We start from the raw sequence: 14,837 nt of genomic DNA, 5'->3' as shown, positions 1-14,837 counted from the left end.
TCGCAGGCCTGCCAGGTCAGGCCTGCTTCCCCTTGCGCAGCAGCGCCTGGACGAAGGCGTCGAGATCGTCGACTTCGACGTCGAGCACTTCGTCCCATTCCGCCAGCAAGGCTTCGATATCCGCGCGCGTATAAGGCTCGGGTGTCTTGTGCTGCACTTTGGGCGCGCGGTGCGGCCAGGGGTGGCCGGTCAGGTTGTTGTAGAGCCAGCCGAACTGGAACAGGAATATCAGGTTCAGCGCCAGCGGCACGAGATGGCCGATGCCCCAGGACTGGTCGCCCGTGGCCCCCAGCGCATAGAGCAGCGCGCAGGCGCCGCCGGGCGGATGCAGGCTGCGCGTCAGCGACATGGCCACGATCGCCAGTCCCACACCCACCGACGCCGCGAGCCAGGGCGTCCCCAGCAAGTGCCCCGCGGTCAGCCCGACGATGGCCGAGACCATGTTCCCGCCAACCACTGACCAGGGCTGCGCCAGCGGGCTGGCAGGCACGCAGAACACCAGGACCGCCGAAGCGCCGAGCGGCGCCAGAAGGAACGGCAGCGCCGCAAGCCCCGCCTGTTCCAGTCCCTTCATTTCGAGCAGGAGCGTCACGCCGCCGGCAATGGCAATGCCCAGCATGCCGCCAAGCGCCCCGCGCACCCAGCCGAGATGGCCGATCGCGCCTGCAACCAGGCCGCCGATCCGGCTATTGCCCCATCCGTCCCGCCACCGTGCTGTCGTTCGAGCCACCACCCGGCCCTTCTCCTGAACTTGGTTTCCGTCGCGGCGCCCTATGAACCATGTCCACCATCGTGGCGAGGCGACTCGTGCTTGGGGCCCGGATAGACGAATTGTAACGGGTCTGGTCATCGCCGCGTGCCCGGAAACCGCTGGCCTGCCGCAAATCGGCCATCTTCGGATGTTTGCCTGCGTGTTCCCTCCGGAGCTTCCCATGCCAGCGATTGAAGCCGCACCTTCCGCTCCCACTGTTACCGAGCAGACCGTAGATGCTTTCGACCTTCGGCAGATGCGCGCGCCGCCCCCTGCGGGTTTCAGCGTCATCCGCCCCCGCTGCCCCGAGGGCAAGCCCGGCGAGATCGTCGTCTGCGCGCCCGATCCCGAACAGGAACGGCTGCCGCCGCTCTCGACGGATTACAGCATTCCCGATGGACCGCCCCGCGCCCGACTGGACATCGGCGGCGGCACCTCGATCGACGTTCACCTCGATTCCGCCTCGATGCCGGACGGCAGCAAGAGCCAGCGGGTCATGGTCGGCGTGAAGCGGAAGTTCTGAACGAAAAAGCCCGATCCGCCCAAGGGAGTGGCGGATCGGGCCTCGAGGCCGGCAAAGGGAGGGCCGGCAAAAGGGAGAGGAAAGCGCCGGAACGCCCGGTTGGATCAGGCGAAAGTGCCGGCCTTGGCGATTTCCGCCACCGGCTTGCGGCCGGAGGCGACTTCGCGCTCCTGCAGGAACTCGGGAAGCTGGCTCTTGTCGCCCATCTTGCCGATGGCGAAAGCGGCTTCGAGGCGGTGGTCGGCGGGAATGCCAAGCGCCTTTTCGGCCTCACCGAACTTCAGGCCGGTCATGCCATGCGTGTGATAGCCCAGGGCCTGCGCCTGAAGGGCAGCCAGCGCCCAGGCCGCACCGGCATCGAAGCTGTGGCTGTGGTTATCCGAATTGCCCTTGTCCGAACGCATCTGGCTGTCGGACACGACATAGACGATCGCTGAAGCGTCCTTGGCCCAGCCCTGGTTGAACTCGATCAGCTGCGAGAGCAGCAGGTCCCAGTTGGCGTCGCCCTTGCGGGCATAGAGAAAGGTCCAGGGCTGCACGTTATAGGCCGAAGGCGCCCAGCCGGCGGCTTCGAAGATCACGTCGAGGTCTTCCTGCGGGATCTCGCTGCCATCGAACGCGCGGGGCGACCAGCGATTGACGATCAGCTTTTCAACCTTGGGATGGGCAATACGTCCGGTCATGTCGATTTCCTTGGTGTTGAGAGTGTCGGGAGAGAGTTCAGGCCGCGTCGACAAGGACGAGTTCGGCGTCCTCGATCGCGGTCACGGTGATGGAGTCGAGACCGGTGATCGCCACGCCGTCGCGCGGCTGCGCTTCGACGTCGTCCACCAGGATCCGGCCTCTTGCAGAAACGAGATAGAGATGGCGGCCCGGTTCGGTCGGGTAAGTCACGCTGTCGCCCGCCTTGACGGTGGCGCCCAGAACCCGGGCATCGGCGCGGATCGGCAGGGCATCCCCGTCTCCGGCGATGCCGCTGGCGAGCGTGACGAAGTGGCCGGCACGATCGCCGCGGGGGAAAGGACGCGCGCCCCAGCCCGGAGCCTCGCCGCGTTCGTCGGGCAGGATCCAGATCTGGAACAGGGTGGTGGCTTCATCCTCTAGATTGAACTCGGAGTGGACGATGCCGGTGCCCGCACTCATCACCTGGACGTCGCCGGCGCCCGTGCGGCCTTCGTTGCCCAGGCTGTCCTTGTGCGTGATCGCGCCGGTGCGGACATAAGTGATGATCTCCATGTCGCGGTGTGGATGCGGCGGAAATCCGGCGCGCGGACCGATGGTGTCGTCGTTCCAGACCCGCAGACGGCCCCAATTGGTGCGCGCAGGATCGTGATAGTCGGCGAAGGAGAAGTGGTGACGGGCATCGAGCCAGCGGTGGTCGGCGGCGCCGAGGCTTGCGAAGGGACGGACTTCGATCATGTGGCCCTCCTGAAGGGGGTTAGTCTGCCGCGGATATGCGGTCTGCCTGCTCATCAGGTAGCCCTTGCAGGGTCATCGGATAATTGGGATAAAATCGATCGAGATGTTCAACTAAGCTGAAGGCTTCGCATCGTGGTCGACATTGCCCCGCCCAGTCTGGATCACTTGCGCACATTCCTGCTCGTCGTCGAGGAGGGCAGCTTCGGCGGTGCGGCCCGCAAGCTGGGCCGGGCGATCTCGGTGGTGAGCTATGCCATCGCCCAGCTCGAGGCCCAGCTCGATGTCCGCCTGTTCGAGCGCGAGGGGTCGCGAAAGCCCCGGCTCACCGAATCGGGCCGGGCGCTGCTGAGCGAGGCCCATGCCATTGCCGACGACGTCGATGCCCTGCTCGCCAAAGTCCGCAGCCTGCGACAGGGGCTGGAGGCCGAACTTTCGCTGGCGGTGGACGTGATGGTGCCCGGCAATGTCCTCGCCAAGCTGCTGCGCGACTTTCAGGTGATGTTCCCCAGCGTGCCGCTGCGCCTTCATGTCGAGGCTCTGGGCGCCGTCGCCGCGCTGGTGATGGATCGGCGCGCCACCCTGGCCATCGCCGGACCCGATATTCTCGACCTGCCGGAAATCCAGCGCGAGACGGTGGGCGCCGTGGAAATGGTGCCGGTCGCCGCGCCTGGTCACCCCCTGGCGAACCCCGGCCCGATTCCGCCCGGCGCGGCGCGCAAGCACCTCCAGCTGGTGCTGACCGACCGCTCCCCGCTGACGGAGGGCCGCGATTTCTCGGTATTCAGCCCGCGTTCGTGGCGGCTGGCCGATCTCGGCGCCAAGCATGCGCTGCTCAAGGAGGGTATCGGCTGGGGCTCCATGCCGCGCCACCGCATCGCCGCGGACCTGGCGAGCGGCGAGCTGGTCGAGCTTCACCTGCCCGAGCGGCCGACGATGGACTATGCGCTTGTCGCCCTCTGGCGCAAGGACAGCCCGCCGGGCCCCGCCGCCGTCTGGGTTCTCGATGAAATCCGCGAACGCCTTGCCGGCTGTCCCTGACCACACCTCCCGGCCACGCCGTCGCCCAAGCTTTTCCGGCCTGTCATTCGGACACTTGCGCAGTCCGCCGCCCTGCCCCACTTATCGGCCATGACCGCCAGCCGCCTGTTCGACCGCGCCGTTATCCGGCTCTCCCCCCGCCCCGATTCGAACGAAGACGTTGCCGAGTTCCTGCAAGGGCTCGTCACCGCCGACGTGAAGGGCGTGCTGCCCACCTGGGCCGCACTGCTCTCCCCGCAAGGCAAGGCGCTGTTCGACTTCCTGGTCTGGCCGGGCGGGCACGGCCTGCTGATCGATTGCGAGGCGGAAGCGGCCGAGGCGCTGGTCAAGCGCTTGTCGATGTACCGCCTGCGCCGGGCCATCGACATCGCCCGCGACAATACCCTTGCCGTCCACTGGCGCCCGCATACGGGTGACGGCGCCGCCCCGGACCCCCGCCACCATGGCTTGGGCGAACGCTGGATCGCTCCGGTCGACCCCACCGATCCCTCGGAATTCGAAGGCGCCGATGCGGCATGGCGCGCGCACCGGCTCGCCATGGGCGTAGCCGAAGGCCGCGCCGAACTCGGCGACGGTGAGACGCTCTGGCTGGAATGCAACGCAGTCGAACTGCACGGCGTCAGCTTCACCAAGGGCTGCTACGTGGGCCAGGAGAACACCGCACGCATGAACTGGCGGCAGAAGGTCAATCGCCGGCTGATCGTGGTTCCGCTGGCCCGCTCGGACGAGAAGCGCCGCCGCGCGGCCTATCCCGAACTGGGGCTGGCGGTGGACCACTTGCGCGTGGAGGACATCGATCCGCTGATCGCGCCGAAGTGGCTCGAACTGCAGGTCTGAATTTCGGGGCTTGAGGCTGCGGCCTGACCGGATCGATCAGGCCGAAAGCACGTTCGTCGGCATCGGCGCCCGCAGGAACGGCCGCTCCCCAAGGTTGGCAACATAGATCCGCGCGCGGATCGGCATGGCCCTGCCTTGGGCGAAACGCTCCCGCTCCTGCCCGGAATCCGCGAAACCGGCCTCCTGCAGCACATCCAGCGTGGCCGGATTGTCTGCAAAATGGCTGGCGACCACGCGCCTATGCCCCAGCGTTCGCGCCTGGGCGAGCACGGCGCGCACGGCTTCCCGCGCGAAGCCCCGCCCGCGATGGGCCGGTGCAATCCAGTAGCCCAGTTCCACTTCGTTCTCGATCCGGCCGAGACCGATGCCGCCCACCAGCTTGGGGCCGCCGGGCGCGCGCAGATACATGACGAGGTGAGGCAGGCGCGGATCTCGCGGCTTGGCCAGATAGTCGCGCATGGCGCGCGTCGAGCGCGGCAATTCGCCTACGCCGGGGTTGCGCTGGGCCGTCTCCTCCGAAATGGCGTTCACCAGTTCGTCGAAGTCTTCCGGCCAGCCGGGCCTCAGGAACAATCTCTCCGTGCGGATGAACATGTGACGGTTCTCCGTTTTTCTATTTTGTCCGCAGGACACACTATGCACAAAGCCAGTTGCAATGCACGGCTTTTGCTGCGGCCGGACGCGAGAAGTCGACCGGCGATCACGCGCCGGTAAGCCGCGATCCGGCAGTCCTGTCTTTTCAGGGATTTGGAGGAATCGTCGTCCCCGGCCGGGCAGGGCCGGGGACGCGACAAAGGTCAGGCGGCGCGCTTGGGCGCCATGGCCTGGGCGCTGCCTAGGCCGGAATTGTCGCAATCGTCGCCGCAATCGCTGGGCGAATCGAACTCGACGGCATATTCGCGCGAGAGGCAGCTTGCAGCGCGCCCTTCGCTGTAGCGTTCGAGCACGCGCCCGGTAGGCCGGAATCCCACCTTTTCAAGCACGCGGCCCGAGGCCGGGTTGTCGACGAAGTGGCTGCCGACGATACGCTTGTGGCCGATGGCATGGGCCAGCGAGAGCACGGCGCGCGCGGCTTCGCTCGCAAATCCCTGCCCCCAATGGTCGCGGGCGATCCAATAGCCCAGGTTCGCTTCGCCATCGAGCAGGGACAAGCCGATGCAGCCGATAATGCGCGTGCCGTGCGAGCCGGGCTGGGTGATCAGGAAACGCGGCAGCAGCATGTCCGGCGCGGCATCCAGAAAGCGCCGGGCGTCTTCGCCGGTATAGGGCCAGGGCGCGCGCGTCAGATTGCGCACGACGCTTTCGTCGTCGATCAAGGCCAGGAACTCGTCCTGGTCCTCGGGCCAGCCGGGCCGCAGAAACAGCCGTTCGCTGCGAACGAACATAGAGTATCTCCACTCATCCGCCCCGCGCCTTTCCTAAGGTTTGCGCGTGACATTGCGATTACGCACAACGTCCGGAGAGCCTGAAATATCCGTGCAAATTCGTAAGAAAATGTACGACTTAGTCGCTCTGTAAGACAGTTGCGCCGTGCGAGAGGGAGACACGAAAAGAGGGAGACGGGCAGGCCCCTCTCCCTCGTTCAGCCGATCTCAAGAAGATCGGCGGGGCCATCCCGTCAGGATGGCCCTTTGATCGACCATCCGATTATTCGGCGGCTTCTGCCATAGCGTCTACCGAGACGTACTTACGGCCGAGTTTACCGTCGTGGAAACGCACGCGACCTTCGGCGAGTGCGAACAGGGTGTGATCCTTGCCCATGCCGACGTTCACGCCCGGGTACACGCGGGTGCCGCGCTGACGGATGATGATGTTGCCGCCGATCACTTCCTGACCGCCGAACTTCTTAACGCCAAGGCGGCGGCCCGCAGAGTCGCGACCGTTGCGCGACGAACCGCCTGCTTTCTTATGTGCCATTGCTCAGTCCTTCCGATCTTTGGCTCAGGCGACGGACACGATGCGCAGCAGGGTCATCTGCTGGCGGTGGCCGTTCTTGCGACGATAGTTGTGGCGGCGGCGCTTCTTGAACACCACGACCTTTTCGCTCTTGGCCTGAGCGATGATCTCGGCCGAAACCGTGATCTTCGAGGCGTCAGCGACTTCGCCGTCGTTGCCGGCGAGCAGAACGTCGCCCAGCGTGATGGTCTCACCGGCTTCACCAGCCAGCTTTTCAACCGCGATCTTGTCTCCGGCGGCAACCCGATACTGCTTGCCGCCCGTGCGCACAACTGCGAACATGGTGCCCTTACCTAATATCAATGAGCCCTAAACAGGCCGAAACAACTCTGCCCCGGCCGCTCTGGTCCAGGAAGGAACCGTGGAGCCTTGCGGGCGACGCACCGGCGTCCCCATTTGCACGGGGTACCGGAAAGAAGGGTGCCGTTAGTCCACCACCCGATTCGTGTCAACCAAGGAGTCGCCCGGCACAGGCCGCGAAACGCGATTCAACCCGGACATCCGCATGGATGGCCTTGGATTGGCCCTCGCGATCGGCCATGACCATGCTATGGCAGCACCATGACCCGCGTACCAGCCCGTTTCCAGCCGCTGACCCCGCCCTGCCCCGCGAATCGGAAGGCTTCCCCCATAGCCGCGCGAACGCTGGCGCCCATGCAGCCCCTGGGGGCTCTGGCCCTCGGCATGCTGGCCCTTGGCCTGAGCGCCTGCTCGACGGCGGGGAGCTATCCCTCCCTGTCCTATCGCGCGGTGGAACGCTCTGCCATGCCCGCCGCGGCCGAGCCCACGCCGCCGCCCGTGCAGCTGCCCCCGCCCACGGCCGACCTCACCACCCGAATCGACGGGCTGGTTGCCGCCGCGCGCGACGCGGACAAGCAGTTCGCGGCCAAGCGCCCCGCCGCCGATCGCGCCGTGGCGGCCGCGGCCCGGTCCTCTCGCACGAGCGATGCGTGGATTTCGGCGCAAGTGGCCGTGGCGGCCCTTCAGTCCAGCCGCGACAGTGCCGTTGCCGCCCTGGCGGATCTCGATTCGCTTTATGCCGATGCCCGGCAGGCCGAGCCGGTGGACGAATCGCCCAGCGCCCTCGCCATCGATACCGCGCGCAGCCAGGTCCAGGGCCTCGTGAACACGCAGAACGACGTCATCACCGGCCTCGACGCCCGCCTCAAGACCTGAACCTCGTCCGGCCGCCCAAGGCGTCGAGACACGAAAAACCCCTCCCCCTTGCGAGGGAGGGGTCGTCCGAACGGACCGTTCCCGACCGGAAGCCCCCCGGCTCAGGTCGGGAAACGGGAGGCAGGATCACCTCAGAGCGACTATGACCGCGACGGCCAGTCCCCAGCCCAGGATCAGCACGGGAAGCAGGAGGACCTGAACGGTCGCCTCGCCCGCAGTCAGCCTTCCGCTCGAAGTTTCGATGCCGCGCGCGCGGAACTGCGCCCAATCGGGCGGCGCGGTATCGTTTGCGGGCTTCATGCGCGTCCAGTAGCCGGCCAGGGCGAAGGCGAAGACGACGAAGCCCGCAAAGATCACCATCGGGATCGCCAGTTCCGGATTGAGGAACGAGGCGGCCATGACGCCTATGAAGCCGAGATAGAGCGCGACGGTCGCGAGGTAGAGGCCCGTCGGCAGGCCGAAACCGCGATCGACGGTCGCAGGCGACGGGTTGGCGCCTGTGGGCAAGCTGACCGCGATGGCCAGTTCGCGAAGTCGTTGCTTGTCGAGACGTTGCGTCATGGCGTGATCTCCTTGTGGAGCACCCATGGGCCGTTTGCGCGCCGGAGGAATTGATGCCGGTCAAACCGCGGAAAAGTTACGAAACGGGGTCCGCCTCAGGCAATCGGACGCCCCACGATCAGGCCCAGCGCGCGAGGTCTTCGATGTCCTGCGGGCGCGGTTCGATCCAGCGCCATTCGCCCGCCACTTTCTCGCGCTTCCAGAACCACGATTCGCTCTTGAGATGGTCCATCGCGAAATCGGCCGCAGCGAAAGCATCGCGGCGGTGACGCGCGGCAGCAGCGACCAGGACGATCGGTTCACCCGGCTGCATGGTACCGCTGCGATGGATGACCAGCAGGCCGTCCAGCGACCAGCGCTCACGCACTCGCGCGGCAAGCGCTTCCATCGCGGGCAGGGTCAGCGGCGCATAGTGCCGCAGTTCGAGCGCTTTCACGCCGCCGCCCTCGCGAACCTGCCCCAGGAAGCTGACGATACCGCCCGCCTGCGGCACCCCCGCGGCGAACTGGCGCAGCGCTTCGGCAGGATCGAAGGGATCGGTGGACAGGCGAACCGTGCTGCTCACCTCAGCCGCCGGAAACCGGGGGAAGGAAAGCCACTTCGTCCCCCTCGCGCAGTTCCACGTCGCCTTGCACGAGCGTGCCGTTCACGGCGTAGCGGATGCGCGGTTGCTTGACGGCGGCGGAGAGGTCCGGCTCCAAGGCTGCGATCACCGCCGCCAGCGAAGGCGCGAAGGATACCGCGCGGCCGGAGCTGCCGGCCAAGTCTTCCAGCCGGCCGAGAAACACGAGTTCAAGCGCCATGTCAGCCGCCGGTCATCGACATGTGCCGGGCCAGCGCCGGCGCCGCGCCGCGCCGGTCGATGGCGAAATGGTGACGCTCCGGCTTGATCCGCATCGCCGTGTCGAGAGCGGCGTCCAGCCCGGCCTGCGGATCGGCGCTGCGCAGCGCCGCACGCAAGTCCACCTGCTCGTTACCACCGAGGCAGGCATATAGCTGCCCGGTCGCCGTGACGCGCAGGCGGTTGCAGCCCTCGCAGAAATTCTGGGTAAGCGGCGTGATGAGGCCGATGCGGCCGCCGGTTTCCGCCACGTCGAAGTAGCGGGCGGGGCCGCCGGTGCGGTGGAGACTGGGATGCAGCGTCCAGCGCTCCTCGAGATCGGCGCGAACTTCCGACAAAGGCAGGTAGTGGTCGAAGCGGTCTTCCTCCACTTCGCCCAGCGGCATGACCTCGATCAGCGTGGATTCGAATCCCTGGTCGTGAGCCCAAGCGACGATCCGGGGAATTTCCCGCTCGTTCACGTCCTTGAGCGCGACCGTGTTGATCTTCACCCGCAAGCCTGCCGCCTTGGCAGCCTTCAGGCCTTCCAGCACTTGCGGCAGCGAATCGCGCCGGGTCAGCTTCTCGAACGCCGCGCGGTCCAGCGTGTCGAGCGAGACGTTGATTCGCCGCACGCCCGCCGCGAACAGGTCGTCCGCGAATTCGGGCAGGCGCGTGCCGTTGGTGGTGAGCGTCAGTTCTTCCAGGCCGTGGCCCAGCTTGCGGCCGAGCGCGCGGACCAGTTCGATCATGTCCCGCCGCACCAGCGGCTCACCGCCGGTCAGCCGCAGCTTGGTCACGCCGCGCGCAATGAACCCCAGCGACAGCTCGTGCAGTTCGTCCAGCGTGAGCACGTCCTTCCTGGGCAGGAAGGTCATGCGTTCCGGCATGCAATAGGCGCAGCGCAAGTCGCACCGATCCGTCACCGAAAGCCGCAGATAGGTGATTCGGCGCTGGAACTGGTCAATGAGAGGCGCAGCAGTGCTCATGGAAGCCCATATAGTAGGCCCCGTGCGCCATTCCCATCAAGCGAAAGAATGGGAGCCATCGAGGGGGAGGTATTGCCCGGTCACGCCCGGAGCCTCGGCCAGCCAGGCAGCGGCGGCGGCAATGGCCGCCTCGCCGTCTCCGGTCAGGGCGTTTACCCGCCGCGGCGCGTGGCTGCGGGCCAACGCCTGGATCACGGACAGCCGCCAGCCGCGATGCTCGTGCCCGGCCGGGGCGAAGACCAGCGTGAGGTCAGCCTCCGCCGCCAGCGCGGCGCGGACCTGCGGCAGGATATCGGCATGGAACTGCGCGGCGGCATCGAGCGGGTCTTCCGCCAGAGGTCCGACGCGCAGGATCACGGCTCAGCGGCGATGCCGGGTGAGCGTCATGCCGATCTTCTCGCCCGCTTCGGCGATGGCGAGCTTGACGATCTTCACCGTCACGGCCTCGACCCGCTCGTCCTGGAGGAACAGCGTTTCGCACACGTGATCGGCCACGGCTTCGATCAGCTTGAAGTGGACGCCCTGCGGCAGCGCTTCGCTGGCCGCGAACTTGAGGTCCATGTAGTTCTTGCTGGCCGTGAGCGGGGTATCGGGCGCGTAGCGATCGATGGGCTTCAGCTGCACAGAGATCGTGAAGCGCAGCGGCTGCGGCTTGCCGGTCTCTTCCGAATAGATGCCGGTAAGGACATCGTGTTCGAAATCGGCGACTTCCAGAATGAGCGAATCGGTCATGGCGGTGAGGTGCATGGCGGGGGCCTTTAGCCGTTATTGCGCCAGCGCGCGAAGATTGCCGTCGGCAGCAGGCGGCCCCCGTCGTTTTCAGAGACGCCGTCCTCGCGAACGGAAAGGTCGCCGTGCTCGATGGTGCCGGGCAGGTCGCGGAACAGTTCTTCCATCAGCCCGGCCAGTGCCAGCGAGGACATGCGCACGGCATAGACGGTGAGAAACAGGAACTTGCTGTCCGCGTCGAGCAATTGGCGGCAATCGGCGAGCAGGCCGGGGAGGTTCTCCTCCAGGCGCCACGTCTCGCCGGTCGGGCCGCGGCCGAACTTCGGCGGATCGAGAATGATGCCGTCATACCGCTTGCCCCGGCGCACTTCGCGCGCGGCAAATTTGGCGGCATCGTCGATCATCCAGCGAACCGGACGATCCTGAAGCCCGGCCAGCGCCGCATTCTCGCGTGCCTGGCCGACCGACTTCTTCGACGCATCGACATGGGTGACGGGGCCGTGCGCCGAAAGCGCCAGGGTGCCGACGCCCGTGTAGCCGAACAGGTTCAGCGTATTGGCATCGCCGCGACCGGCCAGCATCTCGCGCATCCAGTCCCACACCGGCGCCATGTCCGGGAAGAAGCCGAGATGGCGGAACGGCGTGCACTGCGCGGTGAAGCTCACTTCGTTCCAGGCGAGCGGCCAACCGTCACGCGGCACCGCCTTGTCAAACTGCCAGCGGCCGCCGCCATCCTCGTCCGAGCCGGGCACGAATTCGCCGTGCGCATCCCAGTTTTCAAGGCGCGGCGTCCACATCGCCTGCGGTTCGGGGCGCACGAAGCGGTAATCGCCATAGCGCTCCAGCTTGCGGCCGTGGCCCGAATCGACAAGGCCGTAATCGTCCCAGCCCTCTCCGGCGAGGATGACGGGTTGGGTTTCGAGGCGTGCCATCAGACCTTCGGGCTCGCGTGCTCGGCCACGAAATCGGCGATCGAATCGTAGTCGCCGGTGAGTTCGACGCACTTTTCCTCGCGCTCGAACAAGTCACCCACGCGCGCGGGCAGGCCCGAGCGCTGGCCGGTGGCACGCTCGACGGCGTCCGGGAACTTGGCGGGATGCGCGGTCGCCAGCGTGACCACCGGGACGCTCGCGTCGATTCCGGCGTTGCGGGCGGCGAACAGGCCGCAGGCGGTGTGCGGATCGATCAGTTCGCCGCAGTTTTCCCAGGCCCAGCGGATGGTGGAGGCCATTTCGTCGGCGTCGGTACGGGCAGAAGCGAACAGCGCGGCCGCTCCCTCGCGCTGCGCGTTGGTGAGCTGCATGGCCTTGGTCGATTCGAACCCGGCCATCTGCGCGGCCAGAGCCTTGCCGTCGCGGCCGCCCAGGTCGAACAGCAGGCGTTCGAAGTTCGACGAGACCTGAATGTCCATCGACGGGGCGGCGGTGGGCGTGACGGTGCCCTGCGAATAGTCGCCGTCCGCCAGCGCGCGGTGAAGGATGTCGTTCACATTGGTGGCGACGATCAGCTTCTCGACCGGGAGGCCCATCTGCGCGGCGACATAGCCGGCGAAGACGTCGCCGAAGTTGCCGGTCGGCACCGAGAAGGCGACCTTGCGGTGCGGCGCACCCAGCTGGAGGCCGGCAGCGAAGTAGTAAACCACTTGGGCCATCAGGCGCGCCCAGTTGATCGAGTTCACCGCGCCGATGGCGAAGCGGTCGGTCATCGCCTTGTCGTTGAACATGCGCTTCACGGTGGCCTGCGCGTCGTCGAACGAGCCGTCGATGGCGATATTGTGGACGTTGGGCGCCAGCACCGTCGTCATCTGGCGGCGCTGCACGTCGGACACGCGGCCCTTGGGGTGCAGCATGAAGATGTCGACCTTGGCGCGGCCGGCCACCGCGTCGATCGCGGCCGATCCGGTATCGCCCGAAGTGGCGCCGACGATCGTCAGGTTACGCTCCGAACGGCCGAGGAATTCCTCGAACAGCAGGCCGAGCAATTGCAAGGCCACGTCCTTGAAAGCCAGCGTCGGGCCGTGGAACAGTTCCAGCACCCACTGCTGCTCGTCGAGCTGCTTCAACGGCGTCACCGCCTTGTGCGCGAAGCGGCCGTAAGCCTGGGTGGTCAGTTCCAGCAGACGGTCGTAGGTCAGGCTGCCCTCGACAAAGGGGAACATGATTTTCGCCGCCAGCTCGGCATAAGGCAGGCCCGCCATCGCAGCGATCTCTTCGCCGGAGAAGCGCGGCCACTCACGCGGCACATAAAGGCCGCCGTCCGATGCGAGGCCGGCGAGCGTGGCGCCTTCGAAATCGAGCGCCGGTGCGCTGCCGCGGGTGCTGATGTAATCCATGGTGGCGCGGTTAGCCGCAGGGGCGCGAAATGAAAAGCCTGTCGTTGGGCTGGCGCGCGAACAATTCCTAAAGGGGGGCGTAGATCGGGACCGATCGAGGCGGGCAACTAAGGCGCGGCCAGAGTGCGGGCAGCTCACGGCCACTCTCGACGCCGCGCATCATCGTCTCGCGGCGCGCCGCACCTGCCGCCTGCGAATGGCGTGCGAGCTTACTTCTGCCCCCGCTTCATCAACGCCAGCGTGTAGATCACCAGCGCGGTCGCCGCGAAGAGGAACCACTGGATCGCATAAGCGAAGTGGTTGTTGGGAATCTCCGAGGGATCGGGAATGGCATTCGCCTCCAGCCCTGCAAGTGGAGGGGTCGCCACGAGCCGAGGGCCCGGCGCTACGATGCCGTGAACCGGGCCGCCTTCCCAGCCGCCCGCCGCCATCGGCAAGCGCGACCATCCAAGCACGACCAAGGCACGGGTTCCATCCGCAAGGGTGCAGTCCGCCGTTTGCGCCGCGCCCGATTCGTCCTTGTCGTTGCGGCCGGCGATGCTCGAATGGCCGGTCACGGTCGCGCAGTCGAGCCGGGCGCGGCGGTACAGCAGGTCTTCCTGCCCGGCCCGATCGCGCGGCCATGCCACTTCCTGCGCCGCGCCTTTGGCGCTGGCGTAGTGCGCCAGCAAAGCCTCCTTCTCGTGAAGGCGGCGCAACTGCCAGAAGCCGAGCGAGACCATGACGGCCACCGCCACCAGCACCAGGAACGTGGGGATCAGGGGGATCGGGCGCATGGACGTTCCTTGGGTCATTCAACCGAAAGAGGGCAGACGCGGTGCGCGGCTGCCCTCCTGTTCGAACGATGGGACTGCCGTTGACCGGCAGGCCGGCCGGTCAGTGCGTGGGATAGCCCCAGCCGCCCCAGACGTAGATGGCGATGAAAAGGAACAGCCAGACCACGTCCACGAAGTGCCAGTACCAGGCCGCGGCTTCGAAGCCGAAGTGCTGGCGCGGCGTGAAATCGCCGTTGTAGGTGCGCTTCAGGCAAACGATCAGCATGATGGTGCCGACGATGACGTGGAAGCCGTGGAAGCCCGTGGCCATGTAGAAGGCCGAGCCATAGGTGTTCTTCCCAAAGGGGAAGGGCGCATGGATATATTCGTAGGCCTGGATGCTGGAGAACAGCAGGCCGAGCAGGATCGTGGCCCAGAGCCCCTTCTTCAGCCCTTCGCGGTCACCGTGGATCAGCGAATGGTGCGCCCAGGTGACGGTCGTGCCCGAGCAGAGCAGGATCAGCGTGTTGAGCAGCGGCAGGTCGAACGGGTCCATGACGGCTTCGATCGCCTTGGGCGGCCACTGGCCTCCGACCACTTCGGCAAGCGTCGAAGGGAACAGCGAGAAGTCGAAGAAGGCCCAGAACCAGCCGACGAAGAACATCACTTCGGAAGCGATGAACAGGATCATGCCGTAGCGCTGGTGAAGCTGCACGACCGGCGTGTGATCGCCGGCATGGGCTTCATTGACGATCTTGGAGAACCACATGAACATCGAGGCGAGCAGGATCGCGAGGCCCAGCCAGGGCACGAACTTGCCGCCCGCCATGTCGTGCATGAACAGGACCATGCCCGAAGTGAACGTGAGCGCACCGATGGTGGTCGCCAGCGGCGCAATGTCCGGCGGCAGAATATGGTAATCGTGATTCTTGGTACCGGCCATGGTGCCTT

General features: G+C 66.5%; 21 protein-coding genes. 4 read left to right on the top strand and 17 right to left on the bottom strand.

Annotation, left to right across the window (positions count from 1 at the left end):
* Positions 1-16 precede the first annotated feature (16 nt).
* Positions 17-730, bottom strand: coding sequence for an HPP family protein (locus EDF57_RS08000; RefSeq protein ID WP_243654354.1), 714 nt, complete (start codon positions 728-730; stop codon positions 17-19).
* Positions 731-932: 202 nt separating this feature from the next.
* On the opposite strand from EDF57_RS08000, the gene EDF57_RS07995 reads away from it, so the two are divergent.
* Positions 933-1,274, top strand: coding sequence for a hypothetical protein (locus EDF57_RS07995; RefSeq protein WP_134093829.1), 342 nt, complete (start codon positions 933-935; stop codon positions 1,272-1,274).
* Positions 1,275-1,378: 104 nt separating this feature from the next.
* Here the strand turns inward: EDF57_RS07995 and EDF57_RS07990 are convergent, their stop codons facing one another.
* Positions 1,379-1,957: a nitroreductase family protein gene (locus EDF57_RS07990; protein WP_132268088.1), complete on the bottom strand. Its 579-nt coding sequence runs from the start codon at positions 1,955-1,957 to the stop codon at positions 1,379-1,381.
* 37 nt (positions 1,958-1,994) lie between these two features.
* Positions 1,995-2,693, bottom strand: a complete 699-nt coding sequence (locus EDF57_RS07985) for a pirin family protein (RefSeq protein ID WP_134093828.1) — start codon at positions 2,691-2,693, stop codon at positions 1,995-1,997.
* Positions 2,694-2,825: 132 nt separating this feature from the next.
* Between EDF57_RS07985 and EDF57_RS07980 the strand changes: the two genes are divergently transcribed.
* Entirely contained in the window at positions 2,826-3,731 is a 906-nt protein-coding gene (locus EDF57_RS07980; protein ID WP_132268084.1) for a LysR family transcriptional regulator, read from the top strand.
* A gap of 90 nt (positions 3,732-3,821) precedes the next feature.
* Positions 3,822-4,568, top strand: a complete 747-nt coding sequence (locus tag EDF57_RS07975; protein WP_134093827.1) for a folate-binding protein YgfZ — start codon at positions 3,822-3,824, stop codon at positions 4,566-4,568.
* Positions 4,569-4,604: 36 nt separating this feature from the next.
* Here the strand turns inward: EDF57_RS07975 and EDF57_RS07970 are convergent, their stop codons facing one another.
* The 4 genes from EDF57_RS07970 to rplU form a co-directional block, all read right to left on the bottom strand.
* On the bottom strand, positions 4,605-5,162 hold the full coding sequence (locus tag EDF57_RS07970) for a GNAT family N-acetyltransferase (protein ID WP_132268081.1): 558 nt from the start codon (positions 5,160-5,162) through the stop codon (positions 4,605-4,607).
* A 203-nt stretch (positions 5,163-5,365) separates the two neighbouring features.
* On the bottom strand, positions 5,366-5,953 hold the full coding sequence (locus EDF57_RS07965) for a GNAT family N-acetyltransferase (protein WP_132268079.1): 588 nt from the start codon (positions 5,951-5,953) through the stop codon (positions 5,366-5,368).
* Positions 5,954-6,215: 262 nt separating this feature from the next.
* A complete protein-coding gene (gene rpmA, locus EDF57_RS07960; protein ID WP_021233962.1) occupies positions 6,216-6,485 on the bottom strand; it encodes a 50S ribosomal protein L27 in 270 nt (89 codons plus the stop codon).
* A 24-nt stretch (positions 6,486-6,509) separates the two neighbouring features.
* Complete coding sequence (gene rplU, locus EDF57_RS07955; protein ID WP_132268078.1) at positions 6,510-6,806, bottom strand: 50S ribosomal protein L21; 297 nt, start codon at positions 6,804-6,806, stop codon at positions 6,510-6,512.
* A gap of 372 nt (positions 6,807-7,178) precedes the next feature.
* Here rplU and EDF57_RS07950 point away from each other — a divergent pair, with 372 nt between their 5' ends.
* Positions 7,179-7,700, top strand: a complete 522-nt coding sequence (locus EDF57_RS07950; RefSeq protein ID WP_132268718.1) for a hypothetical protein — start codon at positions 7,179-7,181, stop codon at positions 7,698-7,700.
* A gap of 126 nt (positions 7,701-7,826) precedes the next feature.
* On the opposite strand, the gene EDF57_RS07945 is transcribed toward EDF57_RS07950, so the two are convergent.
* The 10 genes from EDF57_RS07945 to EDF57_RS07900 form a co-directional block, all read right to left on the bottom strand.
* Positions 7,827-8,261, bottom strand: coding sequence for a hypothetical protein (locus tag EDF57_RS07945; RefSeq protein WP_134093826.1), 435 nt, complete (start codon positions 8,259-8,261; stop codon positions 7,827-7,829).
* A 118-nt stretch (positions 8,262-8,379) separates the two neighbouring features.
* On the bottom strand, positions 8,380-8,826 hold the full coding sequence (locus EDF57_RS07940) for a molybdenum cofactor biosynthesis protein MoaE (protein WP_134093825.1): 447 nt from the start codon (positions 8,824-8,826) through the stop codon (positions 8,380-8,382).
* Between the two features lies 1 nt (position 8,827).
* Positions 8,828-9,064 (bottom strand): MoaD/ThiS family protein, encoded by a 237-nt coding sequence (locus EDF57_RS07935; RefSeq protein ID WP_134093824.1) that lies wholly within the window; start codon positions 9,062-9,064, stop codon positions 8,828-8,830.
* A 1-nt stretch (position 9,065) separates the two neighbouring features.
* Positions 9,066-10,070 (bottom strand): GTP 3',8-cyclase MoaA, encoded by a 1,005-nt coding sequence (gene moaA, locus EDF57_RS07930; RefSeq protein WP_134093823.1) that lies wholly within the window; start codon positions 10,068-10,070, stop codon positions 9,066-9,068.
* A 36-nt stretch (positions 10,071-10,106) separates the two neighbouring features.
* The gene (locus EDF57_RS07925) at positions 10,107-10,427 is read right to left on the bottom strand and encodes a Rossmann fold domain-containing protein (protein WP_134093822.1); all 321 of its coding nucleotides are present in this window, start codon (positions 10,425-10,427) and stop codon (positions 10,107-10,109) included.
* A 3-nt stretch (positions 10,428-10,430) separates the two neighbouring features.
* Positions 10,431-10,802 carry a dihydroneopterin aldolase gene (locus EDF57_RS07920; protein WP_134094150.1) on the bottom strand — a complete coding sequence of 124 codons (372 nt, stop codon included), beginning with the start codon at positions 10,800-10,802 and terminating at the stop codon, positions 10,431-10,433.
* Between the two features lie 26 nt (positions 10,803-10,828).
* Complete coding sequence (locus tag EDF57_RS07915) at positions 10,829-11,731, bottom strand: class I SAM-dependent methyltransferase (protein WP_134093821.1); 903 nt, start codon at positions 11,729-11,731, stop codon at positions 10,829-10,831.
* Positions 11,731-13,131 carry a threonine synthase gene (gene thrC / locus EDF57_RS07910; RefSeq protein WP_134093820.1) on the bottom strand — a complete coding sequence of 467 codons (1,401 nt, stop codon included), beginning with the start codon at positions 13,129-13,131 and terminating at the stop codon, positions 11,731-11,733. The genes EDF57_RS07915 and thrC overlap by 1 nt, the downstream gene beginning before the upstream one ends.
* Positions 13,132-13,340: 209 nt before the next feature.
* Positions 13,341-13,907 carry an SURF1 family protein gene (locus EDF57_RS07905; RefSeq protein ID WP_134093819.1) on the bottom strand — a complete coding sequence of 189 codons (567 nt, stop codon included), beginning with the start codon at positions 13,905-13,907 and terminating at the stop codon, positions 13,341-13,343.
* Between the two features lie 100 nt (positions 13,908-14,007).
* Positions 14,008-14,829: a cytochrome c oxidase subunit 3 gene (locus EDF57_RS07900; protein WP_132268062.1), complete on the bottom strand. Its 822-nt coding sequence runs from the start codon at positions 14,827-14,829 to the stop codon at positions 14,008-14,010.
* Between the last annotated feature and the right edge of the window lie 8 nt (positions 14,830-14,837).

It is taken from the genome of Novosphingobium sp. PhB55 (assembly GCF_004368805.1).
Classification (GTDB): Bacteria; Pseudomonadota; Alphaproteobacteria; order Sphingomonadales; family Sphingomonadaceae; genus Novosphingobium.
Note: the sequence above shows the minus strand (reverse complement) of the source record. Positions and strands in the feature narration are given on the sequence as shown.